This is a genomic window from Ruegeria aquimaris (assembly GCF_025751555.1).
GTDB lineage: Bacteria > Pseudomonadota > Alphaproteobacteria > Rhodobacterales > Rhodobacteraceae > Ruegeria_B > Ruegeria_B aquimaris.
On the sequence record NZ_JAOWLB010000004.1, the window covers coordinates 353,456 to 377,540 of the forward strand.

At 64.0% G+C, this 24,085-nt stretch carries 17 protein-coding genes and 1 tRNA gene; 7 read left to right on the top strand and 11 right to left on the bottom strand.

Annotated elements, in window-relative coordinates:
- The first annotated feature begins 1 nt into the window (after position 1).
- The 5 genes from OE747_RS08825 to OE747_RS08845 are packed head-to-tail and all read left to right on the top strand — an operon-like array spanning position 2 to position 4,032.
- Positions 2-1,078 (top strand): glycosyltransferase family 4 protein, encoded by a 1,077-nt coding sequence (locus OE747_RS08825; RefSeq protein WP_263828235.1) that lies wholly within the window; start codon positions 2-4, stop codon positions 1,076-1,078.
- Positions 1,078-1,662: a histidine phosphatase family protein gene (locus OE747_RS08830; RefSeq protein ID WP_263828236.1), complete on the top strand. Its 585-nt coding sequence runs from the start codon at positions 1,078-1,080 to the stop codon at positions 1,660-1,662. Before OE747_RS08825 ends, OE747_RS08830 begins: the two co-directional genes overlap by 1 nt.
- Entirely contained in the window at positions 1,659-2,798 is a 1,140-nt protein-coding gene (locus OE747_RS08835; RefSeq protein WP_263828237.1) for a glycosyltransferase family protein, read from the top strand. The genes OE747_RS08830 and OE747_RS08835 overlap by 4 nt, the downstream gene beginning before the upstream one ends.
- Positions 2,795-3,559 carry a polysaccharide deacetylase family protein gene (locus OE747_RS08840; RefSeq protein WP_263828238.1) on the top strand — a complete coding sequence of 255 codons (765 nt, stop codon included), beginning with the start codon at positions 2,795-2,797 and terminating at the stop codon, positions 3,557-3,559. Before OE747_RS08835 ends, OE747_RS08840 begins: the two co-directional genes overlap by 4 nt.
- On the top strand, positions 3,556-4,032 hold the full coding sequence (locus tag OE747_RS08845; RefSeq protein ID WP_263828239.1) for a class I SAM-dependent methyltransferase: 477 nt from the start codon (positions 3,556-3,558) through the stop codon (positions 4,030-4,032). The genes OE747_RS08840 and OE747_RS08845 overlap by 4 nt, the downstream gene beginning before the upstream one ends.
- 147 nt (positions 4,033-4,179) lie before the next feature.
- Here OE747_RS08845 and OE747_RS08850 read toward each other — a convergent pair whose 3' ends face one another.
- From OE747_RS08850 to OE747_RS08895, 10 genes are all read right to left on the bottom strand, one after another.
- Entirely contained in the window at positions 4,180-6,129 is a 1,950-nt protein-coding gene (locus tag OE747_RS08850; RefSeq protein ID WP_263828240.1) for a calcium-binding protein, read from the bottom strand.
- A gap of 219 nt (positions 6,130-6,348) precedes the next feature.
- On the bottom strand, positions 6,349-7,533 hold the full coding sequence (locus OE747_RS08855) for a calcium-binding protein (RefSeq protein WP_263828241.1): 1,185 nt from the start codon (positions 7,531-7,533) through the stop codon (positions 6,349-6,351).
- Positions 7,534-7,719: 186 nt separating this feature from the next.
- Complete coding sequence (locus OE747_RS08860) at positions 7,720-9,435, bottom strand: calcium-binding protein (RefSeq protein ID WP_263828242.1); 1,716 nt, start codon at positions 9,433-9,435, stop codon at positions 7,720-7,722.
- Positions 9,436-9,516: 81 nt separating this feature from the next.
- Entirely contained in the window at positions 9,517-10,443 is a 927-nt protein-coding gene (locus OE747_RS08865; protein WP_263828243.1) for a calcium-binding protein, read from the bottom strand.
- Between the two features lie 136 nt (positions 10,444-10,579).
- Positions 10,580-12,916: a calcium-binding protein gene (locus OE747_RS08870; protein ID WP_263828244.1), complete on the bottom strand. Its 2,337-nt coding sequence runs from the start codon at positions 12,914-12,916 to the stop codon at positions 10,580-10,582.
- Between the two features lie 190 nt (positions 12,917-13,106).
- A complete protein-coding gene (locus tag OE747_RS08875) occupies positions 13,107-14,642 on the bottom strand; it encodes an ELWxxDGT repeat protein (protein ID WP_263828245.1) in 1,536 nt (511 codons plus the stop codon).
- Positions 14,643-14,645: 3 nt separating this feature from the next.
- A complete protein-coding gene (locus OE747_RS08880) occupies positions 14,646-15,482 on the bottom strand; it encodes a hypothetical protein (protein WP_263828246.1) in 837 nt (278 codons plus the stop codon).
- A 112-nt stretch (positions 15,483-15,594) separates the two neighbouring features.
- Positions 15,595-20,655: a pre-peptidase C-terminal domain-containing protein gene (locus tag OE747_RS08885; protein WP_263828247.1), complete on the bottom strand. Its 5,061-nt coding sequence runs from the start codon at positions 20,653-20,655 to the stop codon at positions 15,595-15,597.
- A gap of 90 nt (positions 20,656-20,745) precedes the next feature.
- Positions 20,746-20,997, bottom strand: coding sequence for a peptidoglycan-binding domain-containing protein (locus tag OE747_RS08890; protein ID WP_263828248.1), 252 nt, complete (start codon positions 20,995-20,997; stop codon positions 20,746-20,748).
- A gap of 285 nt (positions 20,998-21,282) precedes the next feature.
- Positions 21,283-21,358: transfer RNA gene (locus OE747_RS08895), tRNA-Trp, on the bottom strand.
- 142 nt (positions 21,359-21,500) lie between these two features.
- Between OE747_RS08895 and OE747_RS08900 the strand changes: the two genes are divergently transcribed.
- Positions 21,501-22,217 (top strand): lysophospholipid acyltransferase family protein, encoded by a 717-nt coding sequence (locus tag OE747_RS08900; protein ID WP_263828249.1) that lies wholly within the window; start codon positions 21,501-21,503, stop codon positions 22,215-22,217.
- Between the two features lie 325 nt (positions 22,218-22,542).
- On the opposite strand, the gene OE747_RS08905 is transcribed toward OE747_RS08900, so the two are convergent.
- On the bottom strand, positions 22,543-23,604 hold the full coding sequence (locus OE747_RS08905) for a tetratricopeptide repeat protein (protein WP_404818306.1): 1,062 nt from the start codon (positions 23,602-23,604) through the stop codon (positions 22,543-22,545).
- On the opposite strand from OE747_RS08905, the gene OE747_RS08910 reads away from it, so the two are divergent.
- On the top strand, positions 23,581-24,085 hold a 505-nt coding region (locus tag OE747_RS08910), incomplete at its 3' end, for a hypothetical protein (RefSeq protein WP_263828259.1). The two genes, OE747_RS08905 and OE747_RS08910, sit on opposite strands and share 24 nt — an antisense overlap.

A 24,085-nucleotide genomic window follows, 5' to 3' on the forward strand; every position in this document is an offset into this window, starting at 1 on the left:
CATGGCCCGCATCGCCTTTTACGCCCCGATGAAATCGCCGCTCAGCCCGGTTCCTTCGGGTGATCGGGAAATGGCGCGCAACCTGATGCGCATGATCGGCGCGCGCGGGGATAGGGTCGACCTGGTGTCGGAGTTCCGCAGCCATGACAAGGCTGGCTCCGAAGAGATTCAGGCTCGTTTGCGGAGCGAGGCCGAGGCCGAGGTCGCGCGCCTGGCAGGCGCGTTGCCCGCGGATTGCGCCCTCTGGGTAACTTATCACAACTACTATAAGGCGCCGGACCTGATCGGCCCGGCTGTCTGTGCCGCACGCGGACTGCCCTATGTCCAGATCGAAAGCACGCGGGCCACCAGCCGCCTGACCGGCCCCTGGGCCGGGTTTGCGCAGGCAGCGCATGACGCCTGCGATGCGGCGCGGGTCATCTTCTATCTGACAGCCAATGACCTGATCACCCTGAAGCGCGAACGGTTCGGCGCCCAGGTTCTGGTCGAACTGCCGCCATTTCTCCCGCTGGACAAGTTGCCGCCGGAGGGCCCGCACGGTGGGCCGATCCTGACCGTGGGGATGATGCGCGCGGGCGACAAGCTGACCTCTTACCGGCTGATCGCCGAAACACTGCCCCTTCTCGACGCGGGCTGGAGCCTGGAGATCGCAGGCGACGGTCCCGCGCGGGCCGAGGTCGAAGCCTTGATGGCCCCGTTCGGATCACGTGTCCGCTTCCTGGGCCAACTTGACCGGGCGGCGCTGCAATCGGCCTATGACCGCGCCTCGGTGTTTTTCTGGCCGGGCGTCAACGAGGCATTCGGCATGGTCTATCTGGAGGCGCAGGCTGCCGGGCTGCCGGTGGTGGCCCAGGACCGGCCCGGCGTGCGCGATGTGCTCTTGCCCGGCCCACCCTATCCCGCCCCCACAGAGGGCGCACAGGCGCTGGCCATGATGCTGAACCGGCTGTTACAGGATCCCGCCCTGCGACGCAGAACCGGCGCGCAGGCCCGCAAGCGGATCTCTGACCGTCACCTCGTCCCGGCTGCCACCGATATCTTCTGGCAGGCTGTCGGCCCCTTGCTGGAGCGCACCTGATGGCTCGTCTCGCCCTGCTTCGTCATGGTCACACCGAGTGGAACCGCGCCGGCCGGATTCAGGGCCGCAGCGACATTCCGCTCGACGATCAGGCGCGACAGGATCTGGCAGGCCTGTGCCTGCCAGCCCCATGGGACAAGGCCGCTTTGTGGGCAAGCCCCCTGCTCCGCGCCGCCGAAACGGCCCGGCTTGTTGCCGGGCGCGCGCCCCGCTGCGACGATGCCCTGATAGAAATGGACTGGGGCGAGTGGGAAGGCCGGCGCGGCCGCGACCTGCTGGACATCCCCGGCAGCGGGTTTCGCCACATCGAGGATTGGGGCTGGGACTATCGTCCACCCGGCGGCGAAAGCCCGGCGGAACTGCGCAACCGTTTGCAAGGTTGGCTGAGAACCCTGAGCGGCGACAATGTCGCGGTGTGTCATATCGGTATCATGCGCGTCATCCTGGCCATGGCCCATGGCTGGGAATTTGCCGGACCGGCCCCGTTCAAGATCAAGCGCAACCGGCTCTTCGTGGTCGAGCTTGATCCGATGCGCGTATGGGAAGAGCCGGTTCGCCTGATACCGCGAGAGGCGCACGCATGAAGGTCATGATCGTCGTCACGCACCTGTTGGGAACCGGGCATCTGAGCCGGGCGCTGACGCTCGGCCGCGCCTTTGCCGGTGCCGGGCACCGGGTTTGCGTGGTCTCGGGCGGGATGCCCGCGCCGCAGCTGGATCACACGGGCCTTGACCTGTGCCAGCTGCCGCCGCTGCGGTCGGATGGGGTGGACTTCACCCGATTGCTGACCGACAGCGGGGCGCCCGCCGACACGTCCTTTCTTGCCACACGGCAGGCCGCACTGATGGAGGAGTTCAGGAGGTTCCACCCGGACGTGCTGATCACCGAACTCTACCCCTTTGGCCGCCGCAGCCTGAAGGCGGAGTTCCTGGCCTTGCTGGAGACAGCCAAGTCACACCAGCCACCTCCGGTGGTGCTGAGTTCGATCCGCGATATCCTCGCGCCCCCCTCCAAACCCGCCAAGGCCGAGGAGGCCGAGACGGTGGTCGAACGCTATTTCGACGCGGTGCTGGTGCATTCCGACCCCTCCGCCACGCGGCTGGAGGTCAGCTGGCCGGTGACGCCGCTACTGGCGAGAAAGCTGCGCTATACGGGCTATGTCGCGCCGCCTGCTGCCGGATCGCATCCTGCGCATGCGGGCAAGGGCGAGATCATCGTCAGCGCCGGGGGCGGGCCGGTGGGAAAGCCTATCTTTCACGCGGCCATCGAGACCGCGCGAAAGATGACCAACAGGCGCTGGCGTCTGTTGGTTGGTGGCGCGGACGCATCCGCGCGCGCGGCTGAATTGCAGGCACTGGCGGCGGATGCGTCGGTTCTCGCCGAACCGGCCCGGCCCGATTTCCGGTCCATGCTCTACGAAGCCGCGGCCTCGGTCAGCATGTGCGGCTACAACACAGCGCTGGATCTGATGCAGGCGGGCACGCCCTCGGTCATTGTCCCGTTTGACGATGGCAAGGAGGTCGAACAGGGCCTGCGCGCCCGCGCCCTGTCCGGGATGCCGGGCTTTGCCGTGGTGGAAAGCGTTGATCTGAAAGCAGAAAACCTGGAGCGCGCCTTGCTGAACGTAATGTGCGACCCGCCGCGCGACAGCAGCGAACTAAAGTTCGACGGCGCCGCCGAAAGCGTGCGGATCGCCGAAGAATTGGAGGCCGCACGATGACCCCCGACTGGTCGCCGCTGGAAGATGAGTTGAGCCGCTGGCAAAAGGCTGGACTGATCCTGCCGCTTTGGTGGCGGGACGACGACGCGGTTCAGGTCACGCCCGAGCTGGACCGTCTGACCATGCTTTCGGAGCGGCTGAACATGCCTGTCCACATCGCGGTGATCCCGGAACCGGCCGAGTGGGCGCTGGCTGAAATGGTCGAAAGACGCCCGGCCCTGATCCCCGTCGTGCACGGATGGGCGCATCGCAACCATGCACCAAGTGGCGAAAAAAAGGCGGAGTTTCAGCTACATAGACCTATGCCGGCGATTCTGTCGGAAGCGCGCCAGGGGCTGGCGCGGCTGCGGGATCTCTTTGGTCCGGCCCTGCGTCCGATGTTCGTGCCGCCGTGGAACCGGATCGCGCCGGAGATTGTGGAGGAACTGCCGGGGCTTGGCTACCGGGTGGTTTCGACAGCGACCCCGCGCAAACGCGCCGAGCCGGTGGCGGGGCTCTGCCAGATCAACACCCATCTCGATCCGATCGACTGGCGCGGCAGCCGCAGCTTGCTCGACCCGCAACGGCTGATCGCGCAGGTCACGGACCAGTTGGGCGACCGCCGCGAGGGGCGTGCCGACAATGATGAACCCTATGGTATCCTGACCCATCACCTGGTGCATGACGCGGCGATCTGGGCCTTTACCGAAGCCCTGCTGAGCCGGTTGATGAACGGACCCGCGCGCCCCTGGATCATGGAAAAAGACGAGGAAAAACAATGAGTAGACTGGATTCCATGCTGCGCCGACTGACCGCCCAACGGGACGGGTTGAACTGGGCCGCGGCCCAGATCGAGACACTTTCCGGCGAGGTTCTGGACATGGGTCTGGGCAATGGGCGGACCTATGATCACTTGCGCGAGGTGTTGCCGGGGCGGCGGATCCGGGTGATGGACCGGGTGCTGCAATGCCATCCCTCCTGCACGCCGCCCGAGGCGGATTTCCTGATGGGCGAGGCCGAACCGATGCTGGAAAGGCTGGCGTCCGAAGGCGTGCCTATCGTGCTGGCGCATTACGATTTTGGTATGGGAATCAAAGAGGAAGACGTGGCGGAGGCGGCCCGGCTGTCGCCGCTGATCGCCCGGGTGATGGTCCCCGGCGGGCTGATCATCTCGGGCCAGCCGCTGGTCGGGTTCACCGAGATCAAGGGGCCCGACAGCATCCCGCCGGAACGCTACCTGTTTTACCGGGCCTGAGGGCCGCGCCGCCCGAATTGACCGTTTTGTACACGGCTTTGGCCCCGGATTGACCGTTTTGTACACCCCTCCGGAGCCTTTCCCGCCCTTCGGGACGGGCGGGAAAGGCGGACATCGGCCGCCCTCCCCGGGCGCCGGAGCCAGACTTCAAGCCAAGAGGTCGAAGACCTCGGCGCCGATCTGGAGGTTGATGCTGTCCTGCCCCGCGCCATCGACCAGCGCCCACATGATCTGGCCGGTAGGGCGATAGATCACGAAGGCCTCTTGTACGGCATCGTCGCCCGCACGTTCGCCCTCGGCGTTTTCCGTATGCGCGAAGTTCACCTGGAAGTCGGCACGGGTGGCGGTCGTGTTGCCGAACAGGAGCACGTCCCCCTCGGCAGAACTGTAATCCTGCACCCAGTCCGAGCCATGTCCTTCGACACCGACATGGAAGAACTTGTCCGCCCCGTCGCCGCCGTTGATCCGGTCATGGCCGAAGCCGCCATTGACGAAGTCATTCCCGGCGCCGCCGAACACGAGGTCACTGAACGCAGAACCGGTGATGACGTCGTCACCGTCCTGACCCTGGATTTCATCGACGCCAAAGCCGCCCGCAATGGTATCGTTGCCGCCCTGGCCAAAAACCTGGTCATTGCCCGCGCCCGCATCGACGCTGTCATTGCCTTCACCGGCAAAGATCACGTCGCGCAGGTCGCCCTCACCCGGGCCGCCGATGATGATGTCATCGCCATCGCCGCCGTTGAGCGTATCGGCGCCCAGACCACCATCCATACTGTCATTGCCCTCGAATCCCCGCAGCAGGTCGTTGCCTGCCAGACCCTCGAGTGAATCGTTCGCCGCTCCGCCATCAAGCGTATCGGCACCAGGTGTTCCCACGAGGAAGATCGGCTCGGGCCCATCCGATACTTCGACCGATGTGAGAAGCTGGGCTGACACCTCGTCCCAAACCGGGCCGCTTCCGGAGGACGTGGTCCAGGTGGCGAGGGCCGATCCGTCGGGCAATGCCGTCAGGTAGTGTCCAAAACTGTCGAGCAGAACCTCATCGCTGACCAGAACTTCGCCGCCGATCTTTTCTCCGGTAGGGGAGAACCGTTGAACATAAAGGCCGGGCGGATGCGCGCTTCCACGTATGCCGGACGAGTGCCACATGACCAGAACGTCGCCATTGGAAAGCTGGGTCGCGGAGGGATATTGCACCGAGAGGTCCTCGATGCTGTCGACACGCACCTGGCTGCCGACAAGCGTACCGTCGGATGCGTAGAAGCGCCCGGCGATTTCCGCCGTGAACCCAAGGCCGGGGGTATTCTCCGATTGCTTGAAGAACACCGCGAATCCGCCATCCGGAAGGGCGACAACCTCGGGTGTCGCCGCGCCAACATTACCGGGCTCGGCACTGACAAGGAACTCTGCCCCGACCTTGGCACCGGACGAGTCGAACCGCTGGGCGTAAATCCCGTCAACGCCCGCATTCTGGCCGGCGGACACCCAAGCCACCACAAAGCCGCCGGTTGTCAGGGCCGCGATGCTGGCATCGGTCTGCCCGTTTTCGGTGGTCGTGTTGACGACAATGTCCGGATCGCTGCCGGGACCGGTGGCCGGCAGCACCTGCGCCGCGATGCCATAGCTGAACCTGTCGTCAAAAACGAAACTATCCCAGACAACCGCGAGGTTGCCGCTGCTGAGCAAAACGGCGTCCGGGTATTGTTGCAGGCTGTTGGTGGTCGCGTTGACCGTGAACGGATCGCCCTGAAGCGTGCCGCTGGCATCCACGCGCTGACCTTCGATGCCGGTGACAGAGCCGTCAACGCCGAAACTGGTCTGAAACAGCACGAACCCGCCGTCGGACAAGGCGACAATAGACATTTCCGGGACAAGACCGCTGGTGTCGTCGAGGACCTCGAATGCCGGGCCGGGCGTTCCGTCGGCATCGTACATCCGCGCCAGAATGCGATGATTGCTGAGCGTGTCATCGACATCGCGCCAGGCGATGACGTAACCGTTTGTCAGGCTGGCCGATTTCGCGTGTTCCTGAAATCCCGCAGGGTCCGGGTTGACAATGAACGGGTCGCCGCTGGGCTGCGAAATGATGGCCATGGTCACTCCTGATGTTTATTTGGTGCGAATTTCCCTTTGGAATTTTTATTCAACGCGAATGTGCGGGGTCGCCCCCTGACCGCGCACCGCAAATCCTACCACTTTTTTCATCATTTCCAAAGCGGGAGGTCCGGTGTGACACCTTCGGGCACAAGCGCGGGTCGAGACGCCTGAGGCGTCCCGACGGAGATTTATCGGAAATCTGTCTGTGCGAGACCGTCAGGCCAAGAGGTCGAAGACATCAGACCCGATTTGCAGGTTGATGCTCTCCTGCCCCGCGCCATCGACCAGCGCCCACATGATCTGACCCGTGGGGCGGTAGATGACGAAGGCCTCCTGCACCGCATCGTCGCCCGCGCGTTCGCCCTCGGCGTTTTCGGTATGGGCAAAGTTCACCTGGAAATCGGCACGGGTGGCGGTCGTGTTGCCGAACAGCAGAACGTCCCCTTCGGCGGCATTGTAATCCTGCACCCAGTCCGAGCCATGCCCTTCGACGCCGACATGGAAGAACTTGTCGGCGCCGGTGCCGCCATTGATGCGATCGTGGCCGTAGCCACCGTTGACGAAGTCGTTCCCCGCGCCGCCATAGACGAGATCGGAGAAGGCCGAGCCGGTGATGACGTCATCACCGTCCTGACCCTGCAACTCGTCGACGCCGAAACCGCCCGCGATGGTGTCGTTGCCGCCCATCCCGTAAACAAGATCGTTTCCATACCCGGCATCGACACTGTCATTCCCCTCTCCGGCAAAGATGACATCGCGCAGATCGGCCTCGGTATCTCCTCCGAAAAGGAAATCATCGCCATCACCGCCATTTATGGTATCGGACCCGTCACCGCCGCGGATCGTATCGGCCGAAGGGGTGCCGTCCAGCCGGTCGTTGCCATCTGTTCCCAGGATTTCAGAGGGAATATCGAAATCAGCCCAGCCCGCCGTCTCGCCACCCGCAAACGGCCCGGATGTCGGTGCCGTCCACCAACCTGTCGCACTTGTCCGCCAGGCATCGAACTCTTCGGGTGTGGCAAAGACGGGCAACGGGTCCCCTGCAAGTGCGATGTAGATCGTATCAAAGCCAAGCACCGTGCCATCCGAAGTCCTGACGTGAATGTCGAATTGCAGAATGTCGGTTGTCAGATCTGAACCATGGCTGACACGGCTGATCGAAGCGGGATTGTCATTGCCCAGGAAAACCGACTGGCTGCCGGTCAAACCGAGATAGTGCATTTCATGGTCTTCCAAGGCGGTCCCGTCCAGCTGCCCGTCAGCCGGTATGAAAAACCGGGGCTCGGCCTCGGGAACCGTGATCGTGATGTCCTGAAAGCTGTAAGTATTCGTGGTCACGCTCCAGTCGTCATTGAAACGCGCCGTGTAGAGGTGGGCGTGAAAAGAGAATTCCAAGGTCATTTAAGACTCCGTTTTCGTTGCTTGGGGCCTGCCGCCTTGCCGACGCATCGCGTCGGCAAGGCGGCAGGCGACCCCCGGTCTCGCCATGGATTGGAAATGGTCCGCGCGGCTCTGGGCATGGGTCATACCGATGACAGACGCGTGGCTGTCATCGGCGCCTTGACCGTGTTTCGTCACGTCAGCCGATCAGGCCAGCAGATCGAACACGTCGCTGCCGATTTGCAGGTTGATGCTGTCCTGCCCCGCGCCATCCACCAGCGCCCACATGATCTGGCCCGTGGGGCGGTAGATGACGAAGGCCTCCTGCACCGCATCGTCGCCTGCGCGCTCGCCCTCGGCGTTTTCGGTGTGCGCAAAGTTCACCTGGAACTGGCTACGCGTGGCGGAGGCATTGCCGAAGAGGAGCACATCACCTTCGGCCGAATTGTAATCCTGCACCCAGTCCGAGCCATGCCCTTCGACGCCGACATGGAAGAACTTGTCGGCGCCGGTGCCGCCATTGATGCGATCGTGGCCGAAGCCACCGTTGACGAAGTCGTTCCCGGCGCCGCCGAACACCAGATCGGAAAACGCCGAACCGGTAATGACGTCATCCCCGTCCTGACCCTGGATCTCATCCACGCCGAAACCACCGGCGATGGTGTCATTGCCGCCCTGACCGAAGATGAGGTCATTGCCGGCGCCCGCATCGACCGAGTCGTTGCCTTCACCCGCGTAGATGATGTCGCGCAGGTCGCCCTCGCCCGGGCCGCCGATGATCGTGTCGTCGCCGTCACCGCCGTTGAGCGTATCGGCGCCCAGACCGCCGTCGATACGGTCGTTGCCCTCGTCGCCCACCAGACGGTCGTTGCCGCCCTCGCCGCGCAGGTCGTCATCGCCCGCCATCCCGGCGGCATAGTCGCTTTCGCCCAACCCGATCACGGTATCGTTGCCAAGACCGCCGATCAGGCGATCCAGTCCGGCCGTCCCGATCAGCAGCGAGCCGGTATCGGTCGCGGTCAGTTCCACATCGACGCCCGCGATGTTGAACAGCATCGGTGTGCCTTCGGGCAGGGTAATGCCGTCGATTTCCAGAACCAGATCGCCGAGGTCGCCCAGGCTGCCCTCGATCTCGGCAAGGATCGCGCCGGTAACATCGCTCAGCGTCAGGTCAGAGGGGTTCAGCACGGTAAGCAGGGCTGTGATCAGGTCGGCGCCACCATCCATCTGCTCGAACAGCGCCTCGACCATGGCGCCGAGGCTGGCCGGAACGGCGGCCGAGGCTTCGAGCCGCAGGCCCGCCAGCGTCAGCAACATGCCGGTCGGCGACATGGTGAGAGAGGCGATGGTATCGGTGCCATCGACCATCGTGAACCCGTCAAGCGTGACGCCGGTAAGCCCCGAGATCAGCGCCGCACGCTCTGCGGCGGTCATTTCGGCCAGCGCCTCGGGGTCGAGCACGTCCAGAAGACCCAGCACGCCGGACAGGCCCGACAGGGTATTGGGCAGGCTGCCGTCGATGGTAAGAACCATCGTGCCCGAGCGTACCACCAGCCCCGCGGAGGAATGGGTCAGCGACAAGAGCTCGGTCGCATTCTCGCGCAGGGTCAGGCCGCTGAAACTGCCGGTGGCGGTACCGTCACCCAAGGCCGTCATGAAGGCTTCGAGACTGGTCAGCGGCCCCATCCCCGTGCCGGTCACGACCAGCGTGAAGGTCTGGCCATCCGGGCCGGGATGCGAGACCTCGACCCGTGAGGGGGTGGCGGACACGACACTGAAGGCATCTCCGGTGATCCCTGAGAGCGCCGTCAGCCCGTCGATGGAATCGAGTGAAATCCCCAACACATCACCCAGCGGGTCCGACGATGTCATCAGCCGGTTGAGCAACTCGAGAAATTCGGAAGTAAGTGCTGCGGTGGCCATGGATTTCCCCCTTTTGCCATTGGTGTCTCATTTTACTCCCCCAGGCCGCCGCAAACATTGACGTGGATCAGACGCGCCCGCTCAGGCCAGCAGGTCGTAATCCTGCCCATCGATACGCAGCAGCAGGCTGTCCTGCGCCGCGCCGTCGGCAATCGCCCACAGGATCTGGCCGGTCGGGCGCCAGATGACAAAGGCCTCGGCGGTCGCGTCGTCACCCGCGCCCGATGTGGTGGCGAAGTTGACCTGGAACTGGTCGCGGGTGGCGGGGCCGCCGAACACCAGCCGGTCACCCTCGGCCTGGTCAAAGTCCTGTATCCAGTCGCTGCCATGCCCGGCATGGCCGTGGTGAAAGAACCGGTCCTGCCCACCGCCGCCCGTCAGCCTGTCATGGCCCCAGCCGCCGTTCAGGAAATCGTCCCCATCCCCACCTGTCAGGGTATCACCACCGGCGCGCCCGCCCAGCACGTCCGCGCCGCCGCCGCCTGTCAGGCGGTCGTTGCGCGCGCCGCCATGCAGGATATCGTCGCTGCCCGTTCCCGTAAGCACGAAATCGAAACTGTCGACGATCGAGCCGAGGCCGGTCAGGGCCGTTTCGCTGACCGGCGGATAGGGCAGAGTGTCGGCCAGCGGGATGCCGACCACATGCAGCAAGGAAGCGATCACCGAGTTCGAATTGATCTCGAACAGGTTATAGGGGATCTCGGCGGCCTCGATCGCGCGCGCCTGCTGGCGCATGACGTCCCAGACGTCTTCGGCCGTGCGACCGTCGAGATCGAGCACCCGGCTGCCGTAAAGCGCCCGGTCCGAGATTGGGCGGTAATCGCGGCTGCTGGCCATGGCGACCGAATCCTCGATCACCAGCGCCCCGGTGCCCAGGGCGCCCTCGGGATAGCCGCGCAGCACACGCTCTTCGCCATCGGGTGTTGCCAGCACGAGGTAGAGGTGATCGTACCCGGTGTCGCCAAAGAAAAAGACCGGCTGTGCCTCGATCCGGATTTCCGTGTTCATGGTTTACCTTGCAGGGCTGCACCGGTTGTATTTTATCGCCCTTCCGAAAAAGGTGAAACGCCAATTCCCCGGGATGCCTGCGGCATTTCCGGGGAATTGACGATGCCACATGTCCCGGCGACGGGTCGAAACCGGCTCAGGCCAGCAGGTCGAACACCTCGCTGCCGATTTGCAGGTTGATACTGGACTGGCCTTCGCCATCGACCAGCGCCCACATGATCTGACCCGTGGGGCGATAGATCACAAAGGCCTCTTGTACAGCGTCGTCCCCGGCCCGCTCGCCTTCGGCGTTCTGGGTATGCGCGAAATTGACCTGGAAGTCAGCGCGGGTGGCTGCGGTATTGCCGAACAGGAGCATGTCCCCTTCGGCCGAGTTGTAATCCTGCACCCAGTCCGAGCCGTGGCCCTCGACACCAACATGGAAGAACTTGTCGGCGCCCGAACCGCCATTGATGCGGTCATGCCCGAAGCCGCCATTGACAAAATCGTCGCCCGCGCCGCCATAGACGAGGTCGGAAAACGCAGAACCGGTGATGACGTCATTGCCATCCTGGCCCTGGATCTCGTCGACGCCAAAGCCCCCTGCGATGGTGTCGTTGCCGTCCTGGCCAAAAAGCAGGTCATTGCCATAGCCGCCATCGACGCTGTCGTCGCCGCCACCCGCATAGACGATATCGCGCAGGTCGCCGCTGCTGTCGCCGCCCAGGATGGTGTCGTTGCCGTCACCGCCGTTGAGCGTGTCGGCCCCGTCGCCGCCGATCAGCAGGTCATCACCCCCGGCGCCCAGCAGCCGGTCGTCGTTGCTGCCGCCGGTGATCGTATCGGGCCCGTCGCCGCCGGTCTCGACCACCGGAGGCGGGACGATGCCGGCCTTGTCGTCCATCTGCGCCAGGTTCAGGGTAGCATCGGTGAATTCGAAGCGTTCGACATTGGTGACCATATCGGTGCCCTCGGCCGAGACGATGGTATAGACCTCGCCGGATTTGATCACCGTGATGCCCGTGCTGGCCACATCAAAGCTGGCGAGGTCCTGACCCGCGCCGCCGTCGATGCTGTCGTCGCCCGCGCCGCCCAGCAGGCTGTCGTCACCATCGCGTCCGATCAGCGTATCGTTGCCGCCAAACCCGTTGAAGGCCACATTGACACCATCCTTGCCGATCAGGCTGTCATTGTCGGCGCGCGAGCCATGCACCCGCTCGACATTGGAGATCGTGTGATGGAAGGCCACGCCACGCCAGATGCCGGTGGCCGTGCCCGCGCCCAGGTCGAGCGTGACCGCGCCGACGCCGGTGCGATCATAGCGCAGCTGATCGACACCTGCCCCGGCATCCAGGGTGTCGTTGCCCGCCATCAGGATAAAGCTCTCGTCCCCGGCGCCGCCGGTCACGCTGTCGTCATGCATCGAGCTGCGCAGGCCCTGAACCTGTCCGGGGCCGGTGATCGTATCGCTGCCGCCATAACCGTCGCTCGAGATCGTCCGGGCGGCAAGATCGGCCACCACGCCACCGGGCGCATTGCTATAGGTCAGGCGGAGGAAACTGCCGGTGCTGGCGCCGATGTTGAAGATATCGTTGCCGCCTTCGCCATCCAGTTGGGTCCAGCCGTTATCGGCCACGGTGACGTTGAACACGTCGTCATGCGCGGTGCCGAACAGCGCGACACCGTTTATATTGAGCGCGTCGCCAAGCATCGGCGTGGCGATATCGACGATGGTGGTGGTGCCGTTGGCGCCCTTGTCGATGGTTGCCGTATTGGCGGCGCCGTCGATATTGGCGACAATGCCCGCGTTGAGGTCGAAATGGAGAAATTCGACATAACCGCTGTGCATGTCGGAAAGGATCACCCGGTCGGTCCCGGCGCCGGCGGCCACGCCATCGAACAAGCGGTTGTCGCCGGGATTGATCAGGTCATCGCCGCCCCGGCTGATGATCTGGTCATTGCCGTCCCCGGTCAGGAAGGTGTCGCTTCCGGCGGTCCCAGTCACCCGGTCATTTTCGGTGCTGCTGATGTCGGGAAAGCCGGTGATGTCGATCACCGCGCCCGGAGCCAGCGGGCCGGTGGTGATTGCCCCGCCGCCGGTGATCGACGCCTCGATCGCCGCCGCCTCGGCCGGGGTGGTGATCGGGGGCAGTTCGACGCCGCCGATGCGGAACAGGTAGTTCTCGGGAATGGGGGTCGTGTTGTTGGTGAAGTTGAGGATCTGGGTGACCTCGGTGCCGCGGATCATCTGACCGATGAAACTATCGGTGACCTCGGTCGAGACCCCGTCGCTGAACACCGCGGACACGATCCCGCTGGAGGTGACGTCAGCGGCGGGAAGGATGCCACCCGACGATGTCGGGGAGAGGCTGTAACTGAGGGTTGTGGCGCCGCCTTCGTTGACGAAGAGGTCGAGCGTCACCCGAATGACATCGGTAATGACATCGGACGCGTCGCGAATGATTTTTATGCCGGGGAGAGAATATGTAGTCAAGAAACGATCACCCTAATGCAAGAACGACCAAGAGTGGTATCCGCCGTTTCCTCAAATCATCTCTTTCAAAACCGGAATTCGGTTTCTTAACTGACTGAATTTCGAATGGAAAACTGAAATTGATCTTGCCGTCGTCTTATGTTTCTAAATTCAGCTTTTCATAGAGAATTGACGTTTGCAACCGTGTCGTTCAGCCCAGAAGGTCAAATGTCTCCGCCCCGATTTGCAGGTTGATGCTGTCCTGCCCCGCGCCATCGACCAGCGCCCACATGATCTGGCCCGTGGGGCGGTAGATGACGAAGGCCTCCTGCACCGCATCGTCACCGGCGCGTTCGCCCTCGGCGTTTTCCGTGTGCGCAAAGTTCACCTGAAACTGGCTACGCGTGGCCGAGGCATTGCCGAACAGGAGCACGTCGCCCTCGGCGGAACTGTAATCCTGCACCCAGTCCGAGCCGTGACCCTCGACGCCGACATGGAAGAACTTGTCGGCGCCGTCGCCGCCGTTGATCCGGTCATGGCCAAAGCCGCCATTGACGAAATCGTCTCCCGCGCCGCCGAAGACCAGATCGGAGAAGCTCGACCCGGTGATCACATCGTCGCCATCCTGGCCCTGGATCTCGTCCACACCCGCGCCACCGGCGATGGTGTCATTGCCGCCCTGGCCGAAGATGAGGTCATTGCCCGCGCCCGCATCGACGCTGTCATTGCCTTCGCCGGCAAAGATCACGTCGCGCAGGTCATCCTCGGACGGGCCGCCTAGGATCGTGTCATTCCCGTCGCCGCCATTGAGCGTGTCCGCACCCAGACCGCCGTCGAGACTGTCATTGCCGCCATTTCCAAGCAGCCGGTCGGCGCCATCCAGGCCGCGCACCGTATCGTTGCCGTCGCGGCCCGTGAGCAGGTTGTCGTCGGCATCGCCCACAAGGGTCAGCGGTGTCAGCGCCGCACCGGGGACCGTGGTGATCGTGGTGTTGCCGTCCTCGACGGCAAAGTGCAGGTCGACGCCGGAGAAATCGCCCTCGAACGAGATTTCGGTGTCGAAAGCGCCATCGAGATCGGTGTCGAGCGACAACGACGCCGAACTGAGGTACGTGATCAAAGAGATCGAAACAAAGTCGGACTCAAAAACGATTTCGAACAATATGAACGACGACGCATAGTCTGTGAGATCCCAGCCTGTCAGCCGGTCACCGTCCAGGTCGCTGGCCCTGCCGCGCACGCCGGTGACGCCGGGCGCGCCGAGGTCATGGACCTCTTCGGCCTCGGTCGCATCGATGAACCCGTCGGGAGGGGGAGTGTCGATGGTATCGAGGACGGTGAACCGGTCAAGGCGGGTATCCCCCGCCCCCGGGGTCATGTCCTGGACCATGCGCGTGCCCGCGGACGTGCCATCGGTGATCCAGAGCTCGTTTCCATGTACGCCGTCATCGGCGGCGAAATAGACATGCGGGCCGACCTGCGTCAGCGTGTCGGACACATCCAGACCCGAAGCGATCTGCATTGTTCCGCCGCTGGTGCCGTCTGTCACCCAGAGGTCGTCGCGGGTGCGGAACACAAGGCGGCTGCCGTCACCCACCGGGGCGAAGGAGGGGAACTGCACATTGCCATCCATGGTCGCGATCCGGGTCGTGCCACCAAAGGTGCCGTCCGACACCCAAAGCCCCCGGCCATCGCCGTCATGGGCAGTGAACACCACCCGGTCGGGCAACTGCCCGAAGGGCGACATGAGCTAGCCGCTGAGGCCGGGATTGATGTCGCGCACCATAAAGGTGCCCGCGCCGGTGCCGTCCGAGGCCCAAAGCTCGGTCCCGTGTTCGTCGTCACGGGCGCTGAACAGCACCCGGTCTACGACGGTGACGAGATCCAGCGGGAACGAGGACCTGTCGCCCGGAAAGATATCGGCCACCAGAAAGGTTCCATCCTCTGTCCCGTTCGTGCGCCACAACTCGTTGCCGGTCGCCGGGTCGTCGCCCATGAAATAGAGGACATCGTTCAGGATCGCGCCTTCGCCCGGGTGATTGCCGATCGCCGCCAGCATCCGGGTGCCGCCCGAGGTGCCATCGGTCACCCAGAGCGACTCGCCCACCGGAGGCAGATAGGCCCGGAACAGGACATGACCGTTGACTTCGGTATAGCCGCTGGTGCCGGTATCGCCCGTGCCCGCGTTCAGATCGGCGACCAGCCGGGTGCCCGCGGCGGTGCCATCGGTCACGTGAAGTTCCAGTCCGGTTTCCGGCGTGCCGCCGTTGAACCAGACGCGGCCCCCGGCCAGAACCGGACCGCGGATATCGGGCTGCAACTCGCCCGGCACAAAATCGACCAGCAGGCGGGTGCCCTCGGGCGTGCCGTCGGTGGTCCAGAACTCGGCCCCGTGCACCCCGTCATCCGCCACGAAGAGGACCGAGTTTCCGAACGACAGCGCGTGCCCGATATTCGAGCCGCCGGGATTGGACCCCGCCGCGCCCGGGTTGATGTCGCCCAGCGACTGGATCGTGGTGCCATCGGTCACATAGGGTTCGCGCCCAGTTTCACCATTGTCGGCGATGAAAAAGAGGCGTTTTGTCATGCCTGGTGCTCCTGAGAACTGTCACTCCTTAACTCTGGGGCCAAGACCCGGTTGCTGTTGATCCCGGTCCGAAGGGGCGCCGCCGCATGCGGCGACGCCGCCCCATGGTGGATCAGGTTAGCAGATCGAACACGTCTGCGCCAATTTGCAGGTTGATGCTGTCCTGCCCTTGGCCGTCCACAAGCGCCCACATGATCTGTTCGGTGGGCCGGTAGATGACAAAGGCCTCCATCACGTCGTCATCGCCGGACCGCTCGCCTTCGGCATTCGCGGTATGGGCAAAGTTGACCTGGAAGTCAGCGCGGGTCGCGGCGGTGTTTCCGAACAGGAGGACATCGCCCTCGGCGGAACTGTAATCCTGCACCCAGTCCGAGCCGTGACCCTCGACGCCGACATGGAAGAACTTGTCCGCCCCGGTGCCACCGTTGATCCGGTCATGGCCAAAGCCGCCATTGACAAAATCGTTGCCCGCGCCGCCGAACACGAGGTCACTGAACGCCGAGCCGGTGATCACGTCGTCGCCGTCCTGGCCCTGGATCTCGTCAACGCCAAAGCCGCCTGCGATGGTGTCATTGCCGCCCTGGCCGAAGATGAGGTCATTGCCGGCGCCCGCATCGACGCTGTCATTACCTTCACCGGCAAAGATCACGTCGCGCAGGTCGCCCTCGCCCGGGCCGCCGATGATGATGTCATTCCCATCGCCGCCGTTGAGCGTGTCTGCACCCAGACCGCCATCGAGGCTGTCATTGCCCGCCTCGCCCAAGAGGCGGTCGTTGCCGTCGAGGCCTGTGATCGTATCGTCGCCGGAGCCGCCCTGCAGAACATCCGCTTCGGGCGTGCCGGTCAGCGACCTGCCCGCCGAACCGCCATCCGCCAGAGCCGTCATCTCGGCCAGCGTCAGGCTGTGATCCGCGAACTGGAAGGATTCGAACCCGGTGGCCTGATCGCTGCCCTGCGACGAGACGATGGTGAACGTGTCGCCAGAGCGGGTGACCGTGACGTCATCGACATCGACGTCGAACCCGACCGTGTCGGTCCCCTCGCCGCCATCCATCGTGTCGTCGCCAAGACCGCCGATGATGAAATCATCGCCCGCAAGCCCGTTGATCAGGTCGTTTTCGGCCGTGGCCGAGCGGTTTTCGAGCAGGTTGTCGCCGGACAGATCGAAGTCACGCCACTCGTTCAGCGCGGTTTCGACATCGACCGGCGTATCGAACGTGTAGCGCGCCACCGGCGCCCCCGAGGCGAACAGCGTCAGTTGCGTCAGCGTGCCCTTGACGTCGCCCCCGTTGGTCGGGTTGTTCTTGTCGAAATTGCCGGTCAATTCGACAAGATAGTCGCTGCCGGTCGTGGTTTCGAAGAACAGCACCGTGGTTTCGCTGGCCGAGGTGACACGGCCGTCAAGCTTGACCGGATCCGGCGTTGCCGTGATCGACAAGGGCTTGTCCTGCAAATTGACATAGCGCTGGCCGCTGAAACCATCGGGGTCGATGACCGCCGCGATGCCCGACGACACCACCGAGGGTGTCGGCGTCTCATCGCTTTCGCCGCCCGCCAGAACCGCCGCGCCGCCGGTCGGCAGCGAATAGGGCTCAGCCGCGGCATAGTTCACGACATAGCCCATGTCCTGGAGCGAGGCGATGGTCAGCCGGCTGAGCGGCATCGGCGGAGCGTTTTCGGCGTAGCCGGTCATCAGCTCGGTCCGGAACAGGGATTCCAGCCAGTGTCCGCCCGCAGTGCCGGGACCGCCGGTGTTTTCCAGCGGAACGCTCGTCTCGGTTCGGCCGGTCAGGGCGCTGAACTCGCGGATGGCATTGGTGCCGTTGTAGGTGAAGCCGCTCTTCAGGCCCATCCGCTGCCACAGGGTGCCAAGCCCAAGCACATGGCCCATCTCGTGTTCGATCACGTCTTGCAGGATGCCCTTGGCCTCCATCCCGGCAAGGTCGGCGGAGTCGAACTGCATCATGCCGTTATAGGTCAGACCGGAGCCCGCCCGCAGATCGCGCGGCCCGGCCTGGCCGAGGATGCGGCCCGGTCCGTCGATGGCGACCACGGAGGCGTCGATGCGGAGATCGTCGACGATGCCGAAGCGGGGATCGTTCACATCCGGCAGATCGCCGGTGATCACGGCTTCCCATGTGGCCGCCGCGTTCTCGAAGACCGAACGATAGCGTTCGTCACCAGAGAACACGATGTCGATGTCGAAGCCCGACGTCGGCGGCGGTGTTGTGGCCGCTCCGCTGACCGAGACCTTGTAGGTCCCGGTTCCCGAATAGGCGCCGGCGGAAATGAAATAGGTGCCGGTCGTCGTTGGCGTGAACTCCAGCTGGGCGTTGCGACCGGTGCCGCCATCGTCGTTGAAGGCGCCGGGGATCGCCGCGCCGGAAGCATTGAAGATGCCCCGGATATAGGGGTCGGCCAGCGTGCCGCCGCCGGTGGCGGTGCCTTCGAGGTCGATGGTATAGGTCTGCCCGGCATTCAGGGTGACAGAGAACCAGTCGTTGTCGCCGATGGTCTCGATATTGCCGGTGGACGAGCCGCCGACCGTAACCCGGCCCGCCGTCGCGGTGGTTTCGCTAAAGTCATCCGCCGGTCCGCCGGTGCCGCCGGTGCTGGTCTGGGTGACCGACAGCTTGTAGGTCCCGGTATTCGACCCATAGGCCGAGGCACCGATGAAGAAGCTGCCGGTCGTCGTTGGCGTGAACTCGACCAGGCTGTTCAGGCCGGTGCCGCCATCGTCGTTGCGGGTGCCCGAGATCAGGTTACCCGCGCCGTCGAACACCCCGGCCAGCAGCGGATCGCGCAGCGTTTCCGAGGTTGTGGCCGAGCCTTCGAGGTCGATCTGGTAGGTATTGCCCTCCGTCAGGTTGACGCGGAACCAGTCCTGGTCGCCAGCGGATTCGATGTTACCGGTGACCGCGCCACCCACCGGCGCGCTGCCGGTGGTGCTGGTGTCGCCGGCGAAGTCGTCGGCGGCACCGAGATCGGCGAGCGAGATCTTGTAAGTGCCGGTGTTGGACCCGTAAGCCCCGGCCGCAAGGAAAAAGGTACCGGTGCTGTCGGCGGTAAAGGTGATCTGGCTGTTCAGCCCGGTGCCGCCGTCATCGTTGGTGGTGCCCGAAACCAGCGCGCCCGACGAATTGTAGAGCCCCCGGAAATATGGGTCGGACAGGGTGCCGCCCGAGGTGGGGCTGCCTTCGAGATCGACCTGATAGGTGTGCCCGGCCACCAGCGAGACACGGAACCAGTCCTGATCGCTCGGGGCCTCGATATTGCCTGTCCTGCTGCCCCCTACAGAGACGCTGCCGGTGGTATCGGTGCCCGCCGAGAAGTCATCGGTGACGGTCCGTTCCGCCGCGATCGACAGGGTATAGGTGCCCTCGTTCGCGCCATAGGCACCGACGTCGACATAGTAGATGCCGGACGAGGCAGCGGTGAACTCGACATGGCTGTTCAAGCCGGTACCGCCATCGTCATTGGTGGTGCCGGGAATCAGGTTCCCGGACGCGTCGCGCAACCCGTAGAGAAGCGTGTCGGGCAGGGTGCCCTTGCCGGTCGGCGCGCCTTCGAGATCGATGTTATAGGTGGTGCCCGCCGTCAGGTTGACGCGGAACCAGTCGTGGTCGCCGCCGGTCTCGATCGCGCCGGTGACCGAGCCATCGACGACGGCCGCGCCGGTGGTGCCGGTATCGTCCGAGAAGTCGTCCGCGGCCCCGAGATCCTCGACCTGAAGCGTGTAGGTGCCGGTATGTGTCGAGAAGGCCCCCGCCGCGATGAAGTAACGGCCCGAGCTGGCGGGCGTGAATTCGAGCAGGCTGTCCAGACCACCGCCGCCATCGTCATTGGTGGTGCCGGGGATCAGGGTGCCGCTGGAATCATGGATGCCGCGCAGGTACGGGTCGGACAGGGTGCCGCCGCCGCCATAGGCACCGTTCAGGGCGATGCGATAGGTATGGCCGGCCACCATGTCGATGCCGAACCAGTCGGTATCGTTGGCCTCGTTGATTTCGCCGGTGACAACGCCGCTGGAGGGGATGCTGCCCGCCGTCGCGGTGTCGGAGCCGAAGTCGTCGGCGCTGCCTTCGTCCTGGACGGCCAGGGTATAGGTGCCCGTCGATCCGCCATAAGCGCCTGCCGCGATGAAGAAGGTGCCGCCGGTCGTGGCGGTGAAGGTCAGCAGGCTGTTCAGCCCGGTGCCACCGTCATCATTGGTGGTTCCGGCAATCGAGTTGCCGTCGGCGTCGAACACGCCGCGCAGGTAGGGGTCGCCCAGGGTGCCGTCCGATGTCGGGTTGCCGCGCAGCTCGATGGTGTATTCGTGACCGGCCTCGAGCGTGACGCGGAACCAGTCGATGTCGCCGCCTTCCTCGATCTCGCCTGTGACCGATCCGTCAACGGCGACCTCTCCGGTTGTACCCACGCCATCGGGGTGGTCGTCAAGGCTGCCCAGATCGGTGACGGCCACCTGGTAGGTGCCGGTATGTGACGAATAGGCCCCCGCCGAAACGAAGAAGATACCCGAGGTTGTTGGTGTGAATTCAAGCAGGCTGTTCAGGCCGGCGCCGCCATCATCGTTGGTGGTCCCGGGAATGGCATTGCCATCGGCATCGAAGATGCCGCGCAGGTAAGGATCGCTCAGGGTGCCGTCCGATGTCGGGTTGCCGCGCACCTCGATCCGGTAGGTCCGCCCGGCCTGAAGCTCGGTGCGGAACCAGTCCTGGTCCGACGCCTCTTCGATCTCGCCTGTTGCCGTTTCTCCGGGGAATACGAAACCGCCGGTCGTGGAATTGTCCGGGAAATCGTCAAGCGCGCCGATGTCTTCGATCCGCATGACATAGTCGCCGGTATTGGTCGAGAAGGCGCCCGCCGACAAGAAGTAGCGGCCCGTGCTGGGCGCGGTGAACTCGAGCAGGCTGTTCAGGCCGGGACCGCCGTCATCGTTGGTGGTGCCCGCCAGGAGCGCGCCGGAGCTGTTGTAGATGCCCCTGAAATAGGGATCCCTGAGTCCAGAGGTGGTGCCGGTGTTATCCAGCGATATCCGGTAGGTGTGCCCGCCGACAAGATCGGTGGCGAACCAGTCCTGGTCCCCGGATTCCTCGATCCGTCCGGTGGCTGATCCGCCGATCGCAATCGCGCCACTGGTGCCGATACCGGCTGCAAAATCGTCAGGCATATTGTTTCCCCTCTTGCAATAAGCTTTCTTGAACAACCGGGCCCCTTTCGCCCGAACTGGTTAGTCCCTGTGCCCCGACGACCGGTGGCATCAGTAGATTCCGATCGCGAGCAGCCGGACGAAGGTAACCTCGTCCAGGTAGCCCGTTTCGGCAAAGTGCCATTCTTTCTGGAAGCCCCGGATCGCCGCGCGTGTCCGGTCGTCGAACACGCCATCGGCCGGACCGGCATCATACCCCAGACGGGTCAGGGTCTCTTCGACGCGCTGGCGGGTCGGCTGGTCCAGTTGCAGGCCGGTTTCTTCGCTTCGGGCCTTGTCCTCGGCGGCGGTGCGCTTGGTCATGACCGGGACCTGTTGGTCTGGAACGCGGCACAGCGACCCTGTGTCATGACCTCCTTGGTCACCACAAACAAACGACAGAAAACCAAGCCAGACCGCAACAATCATGCTCCCCCACGATCATGATACGCGCAAACATATTCGATAATTCTAATGAACGATATCAGGCCACAGGGGGCCTGTCATCGTGTAACTCAAATAAATGTTATCCGGGTCGAATTGATACGCAAGACACTGACTCGTCCACCGGTGGGCGGCGTGCAGCTTCTGCAAAACTGTGTTGGAGAGTGGCAGGGGCAGCAGGGTTCGAACCCGCGACCTACGGTTTTGGAGACCGTCGCTCTACCAGCTGAGCTATACCCCTATCGTGGCGTCGGAGATATGTCAGGCGTGCGGCGGACTCAAGACCCTTTTTCACGGCCCTCGGGGAAAAAGACCGGGACAAAGCCGTTGCGCGAGACGTTTGGTCGGGTATGACGGTCGGCACCGGGAACAAAGGGGGTAAGATGAGCCTGCGCAAGAAGATCGCCGATAGCGAAGCCGTGCTGAACTGGGCCGCGCGGCGGATTGCGTCTTATATCCGGATGGTGCATCGCAAGACGCGCTGGCAAAGGATCGGCTACGAGGAACTCGACCAGCTGGCGGCGGCGGGCGAACCGGTGATCGTGGTGCTCTGGCACCAGCGGCTGGCGCAGTCGCCTTATTTCTTTCCGCTGGACAAGGGGCGGATCTGCTCGATCACCTCGGCGGCGCGGGCCGGCAGCATGGTGGGCCGGGTACAGAAACTGTTCGGCATGGACACCATCGCGATGTCCAGCCACAAGCGTCACGTGGCCCTGTCGCGCGAGGTTCTGGGGCTGATGAAGCAGGGCATTTCAATCGGCATCGCGGCGGATGGGCCGCGGGGACCCGAGCGGGTGTCTTCGACGGTGCCGCTGGTCTGGGCGCGCGCCTCGGGCAAGCGGGTGTTCGGGATCACCTATTCGGTCCGGCACGGGCGCGAGCTGGGCAGCTGGGACCGCCTGCTGCTGCCGCGCCCCTGGTGCAACGAAGGCGTTTTCCTGTGCCGCGAATGGACCGATCCGGTGCCACGCAAGGCATCGGAAGGCGAGGTGGAAGCCCTGCGGCAGAGTCTGGAAGATCATATGAACGAGATCACCGCCGAGGCCGATAGGATGGTCGGGCGGACACCCTGGACCCCGCCGCGCGCGGCGGGGTCCTGAGCCGAGGCCGCGCCTGCCGGAGAGGTCCTGCGCCACCCCCTTTGCCTTGATGATCCTAGTGGAAACGATTCACACGACGCTGCATCCTTGTGCACTGTGCGATGGGCTCAAGAATGGCCTGAAGGATCCAGGCAACTCGTTTCGTGTTGAGAAGCGGCATTCGTCTCACTCCCTGTGAACGGACGTGGCCCCATGTTGACCCAAGGTAAACGAATTGCCTGTGATTTGAATCACATTCTCCGGGAAATTTGCCGTTGGTTTCCGGATTTTGAGAATTCCGACGAAACGACCCCGGCCCGGTGGCAAGTTTCGCGGGCGCATGCGATCAGTCGCCTTCCGCCTCCTGTGCGGCGCGCCGGTCCGCGTAGCGGACCCGCATCTGAATGGCCTGCATGAACCGGGACTGCGCGACCAGCGCCGCGAGAAAACCGGAAAGTTCGCTGGCAGAAAGGCCCGAGGACACCGTACGGTCGAATTCTGCCTCGGCCTCTTCGAACCGGTGTTCGGCAACCAGAACCAAAGCATTGTTGTAGAGCGACCATTGCGACACGGGATCTACCGCCAGCGCCCGGTCCATCGCCCGGCGGGCATCGGTGACGTTTCCAAGGGCAAGTTCGATCCGGGCAAGCAACCTGAAGTCCGACTCATCGGCACTGTCGAGGCCCGCGGCAACGGTCATTCGCTGTCGCGCCTCGTCATGCTCCTCTTCGTCGAACAGGTACGAGCCCAGCCAATAGAGGGCGAACCCGTCCCTTGGATGGCGGGTGACATGGCCCCGCAAGAGGTTGATCGCGGTCCCGCCCTGCCCCAGCGCGCTCATCGCTTGCGCCTTGCGCACGTATCCGGCCCCTCGGTCGGGGTCTTGCGCGATCAGCTGTTCGGCATCCTTGAGCGATTGCTTTGGCCGTTTCAGCTCACGCAAGAGCAGCGCGCGCAGCGACCGGATATCGTAGTCCTGCGGCGCCTCCGCCAGCGCCTTGTTGGTATGGATCAGGGCCTGTTCCGCCTCGCCCGTGGTCCGCAGAACCGTCGCCATGCCGTAAAGCGCGTTGGCATCGTCCTCGGCCAGCGCCAGGGCGCGTTCGAAATAATCCCGGGCGCGGGCCTGATCACCATTGGCGTCGAGGGTCCAGCCCACTTCCCGCAGCGCCCAGCGATAGTTGGGTGAAAGCGCGAGAGCGATCTCCATCTGCCGGAGGAATTCATCGAGATCGATCCGGTCGGCTCGGTACCTAGAGGCCGCCAATCCGGACAGGATGTGGCCGGTCGGACCCTGTGCCAACGCCCGTTCGTGATAGGCGATGGACGCGTCGTAGTCATCGGACACAAAAGCCAGCGTGCCGCGCCCATAAAGCGCATCCTGATGATGCCGGTCGATCGCAAGCATCTGGTCAAAGATCCTGCGGGCCGGTTCCACGTGGTCCAGATCGTAATGCGCCCAGGCAAGATTACCCATCATCTTGAGAACCTGGCCACGAGAGGCGCCGGCGGACTGAAGGGCGCGTTCACAGATCTGGATGAGCCGTTCGGCCGGTTCGTCGTTGTCGATGCACATCGAGGCGTAGGTTGCCTGCGAATTGGTGATCAGCGGCTTCGCTTGTGGCAAACCCGGCAGAACGGTCAGCAGGAACAGGAGACCGGTGCGAAAAATTTGTTTGCTCCTTGGCCGTTTGACGCGAGATGGCGTCAGACTAGCGGCAAGCCGATGGGCAGGAAAGATGCAACTTTTCCGTCGGAGGGGAACGGAAAAGGCCGCCCTTTTGGGGCGGCCCTCTTTGGTTTTGCTACCGAGTTGCTTCCGGCAGGTTTTCCGGTGGAAAACCGCCTGCCGCAACCGGTCAGAATTCCGGTAACCCGGAATTCGACCT

Bases quoted from the DNA above. Each gene is read 5' to 3' on its own strand.
- OE747_RS08825 (WP_263828235.1), top strand. From the start codon at position 2: ATGGCCCGCATCGCCTTTTACGCCCCGATGAAATCGCCGCTCAGCCCG.
- OE747_RS08830 (WP_263828236.1), top strand. From the start codon at position 1,078: ATGGCTCGTCTCGCCCTGCTTCGTCATGGTCACACCGAGTGGAACCGC.
- OE747_RS08835 (WP_263828237.1), top strand. From the start codon at position 1,659: ATGAAGGTCATGATCGTCGTCACGCACCTGTTGGGAACCGGGCATCTG.
- OE747_RS08840 (WP_263828238.1), top strand. From the start codon at position 2,795: ATGACCCCCGACTGGTCGCCGCTGGAAGATGAGTTGAGCCGCTGGCAA.
- OE747_RS08845 (WP_263828239.1), top strand. From the start codon at position 3,556: ATGAGTAGACTGGATTCCATGCTGCGCCGACTGACCGCCCAACGGGAC.
- OE747_RS08850 (WP_263828240.1), bottom strand. From the start codon at position 6,129: ATGGCCATCATTTCGCAGCCCAGCGGCGACCCGTTCATTGTCAACCCG.
- OE747_RS08855 (WP_263828241.1), bottom strand. From the start codon at position 7,533: ATGACCTTGGAATTCTCTTTTCACGCCCACCTCTACACGGCGCGTTTC.
- OE747_RS08860 (WP_263828242.1), bottom strand. From the start codon at position 9,435: ATGGCCACCGCAGCACTTACTTCCGAATTTCTCGAGTTGCTCAACCGG.
- OE747_RS08865 (WP_263828243.1), bottom strand. From the start codon at position 10,443: ATGAACACGGAAATCCGGATCGAGGCACAGCCGGTCTTTTTCTTTGGC.
- OE747_RS08875 (WP_263828245.1), bottom strand. From the start codon at position 14,642: ATGTCGCCCTTCGGGCAGTTGCCCGACCGGGTGGTGTTCACTGCCCAT.
- OE747_RS08880 (WP_263828246.1), bottom strand. From the start codon at position 15,482: ATGACAAAACGCCTCTTTTTCATCGCCGACAATGGTGAAACTGGGCGC.
- OE747_RS08885 (WP_263828247.1), bottom strand. From the start codon at position 20,655: ATGCCTGACGATTTTGCAGCCGGTATCGGCACCAGTGGCGCGATTGCG.
- OE747_RS08890 (WP_263828248.1), bottom strand. From the start codon at position 20,997: ATGACCAAGCGCACCGCCGCCGAGGACAAGGCCCGAAGCGAAGAAACC.
- OE747_RS08900 (WP_263828249.1), top strand. From the start codon at position 21,501: ATGAGCCTGCGCAAGAAGATCGCCGATAGCGAAGCCGTGCTGAACTGG.
- OE747_RS08905 (WP_404818306.1), bottom strand. From the start codon at position 23,604: ATGCTTGCGATCGACCGGCATCATCAGGATGCGCTTTATGGGCGCGGC.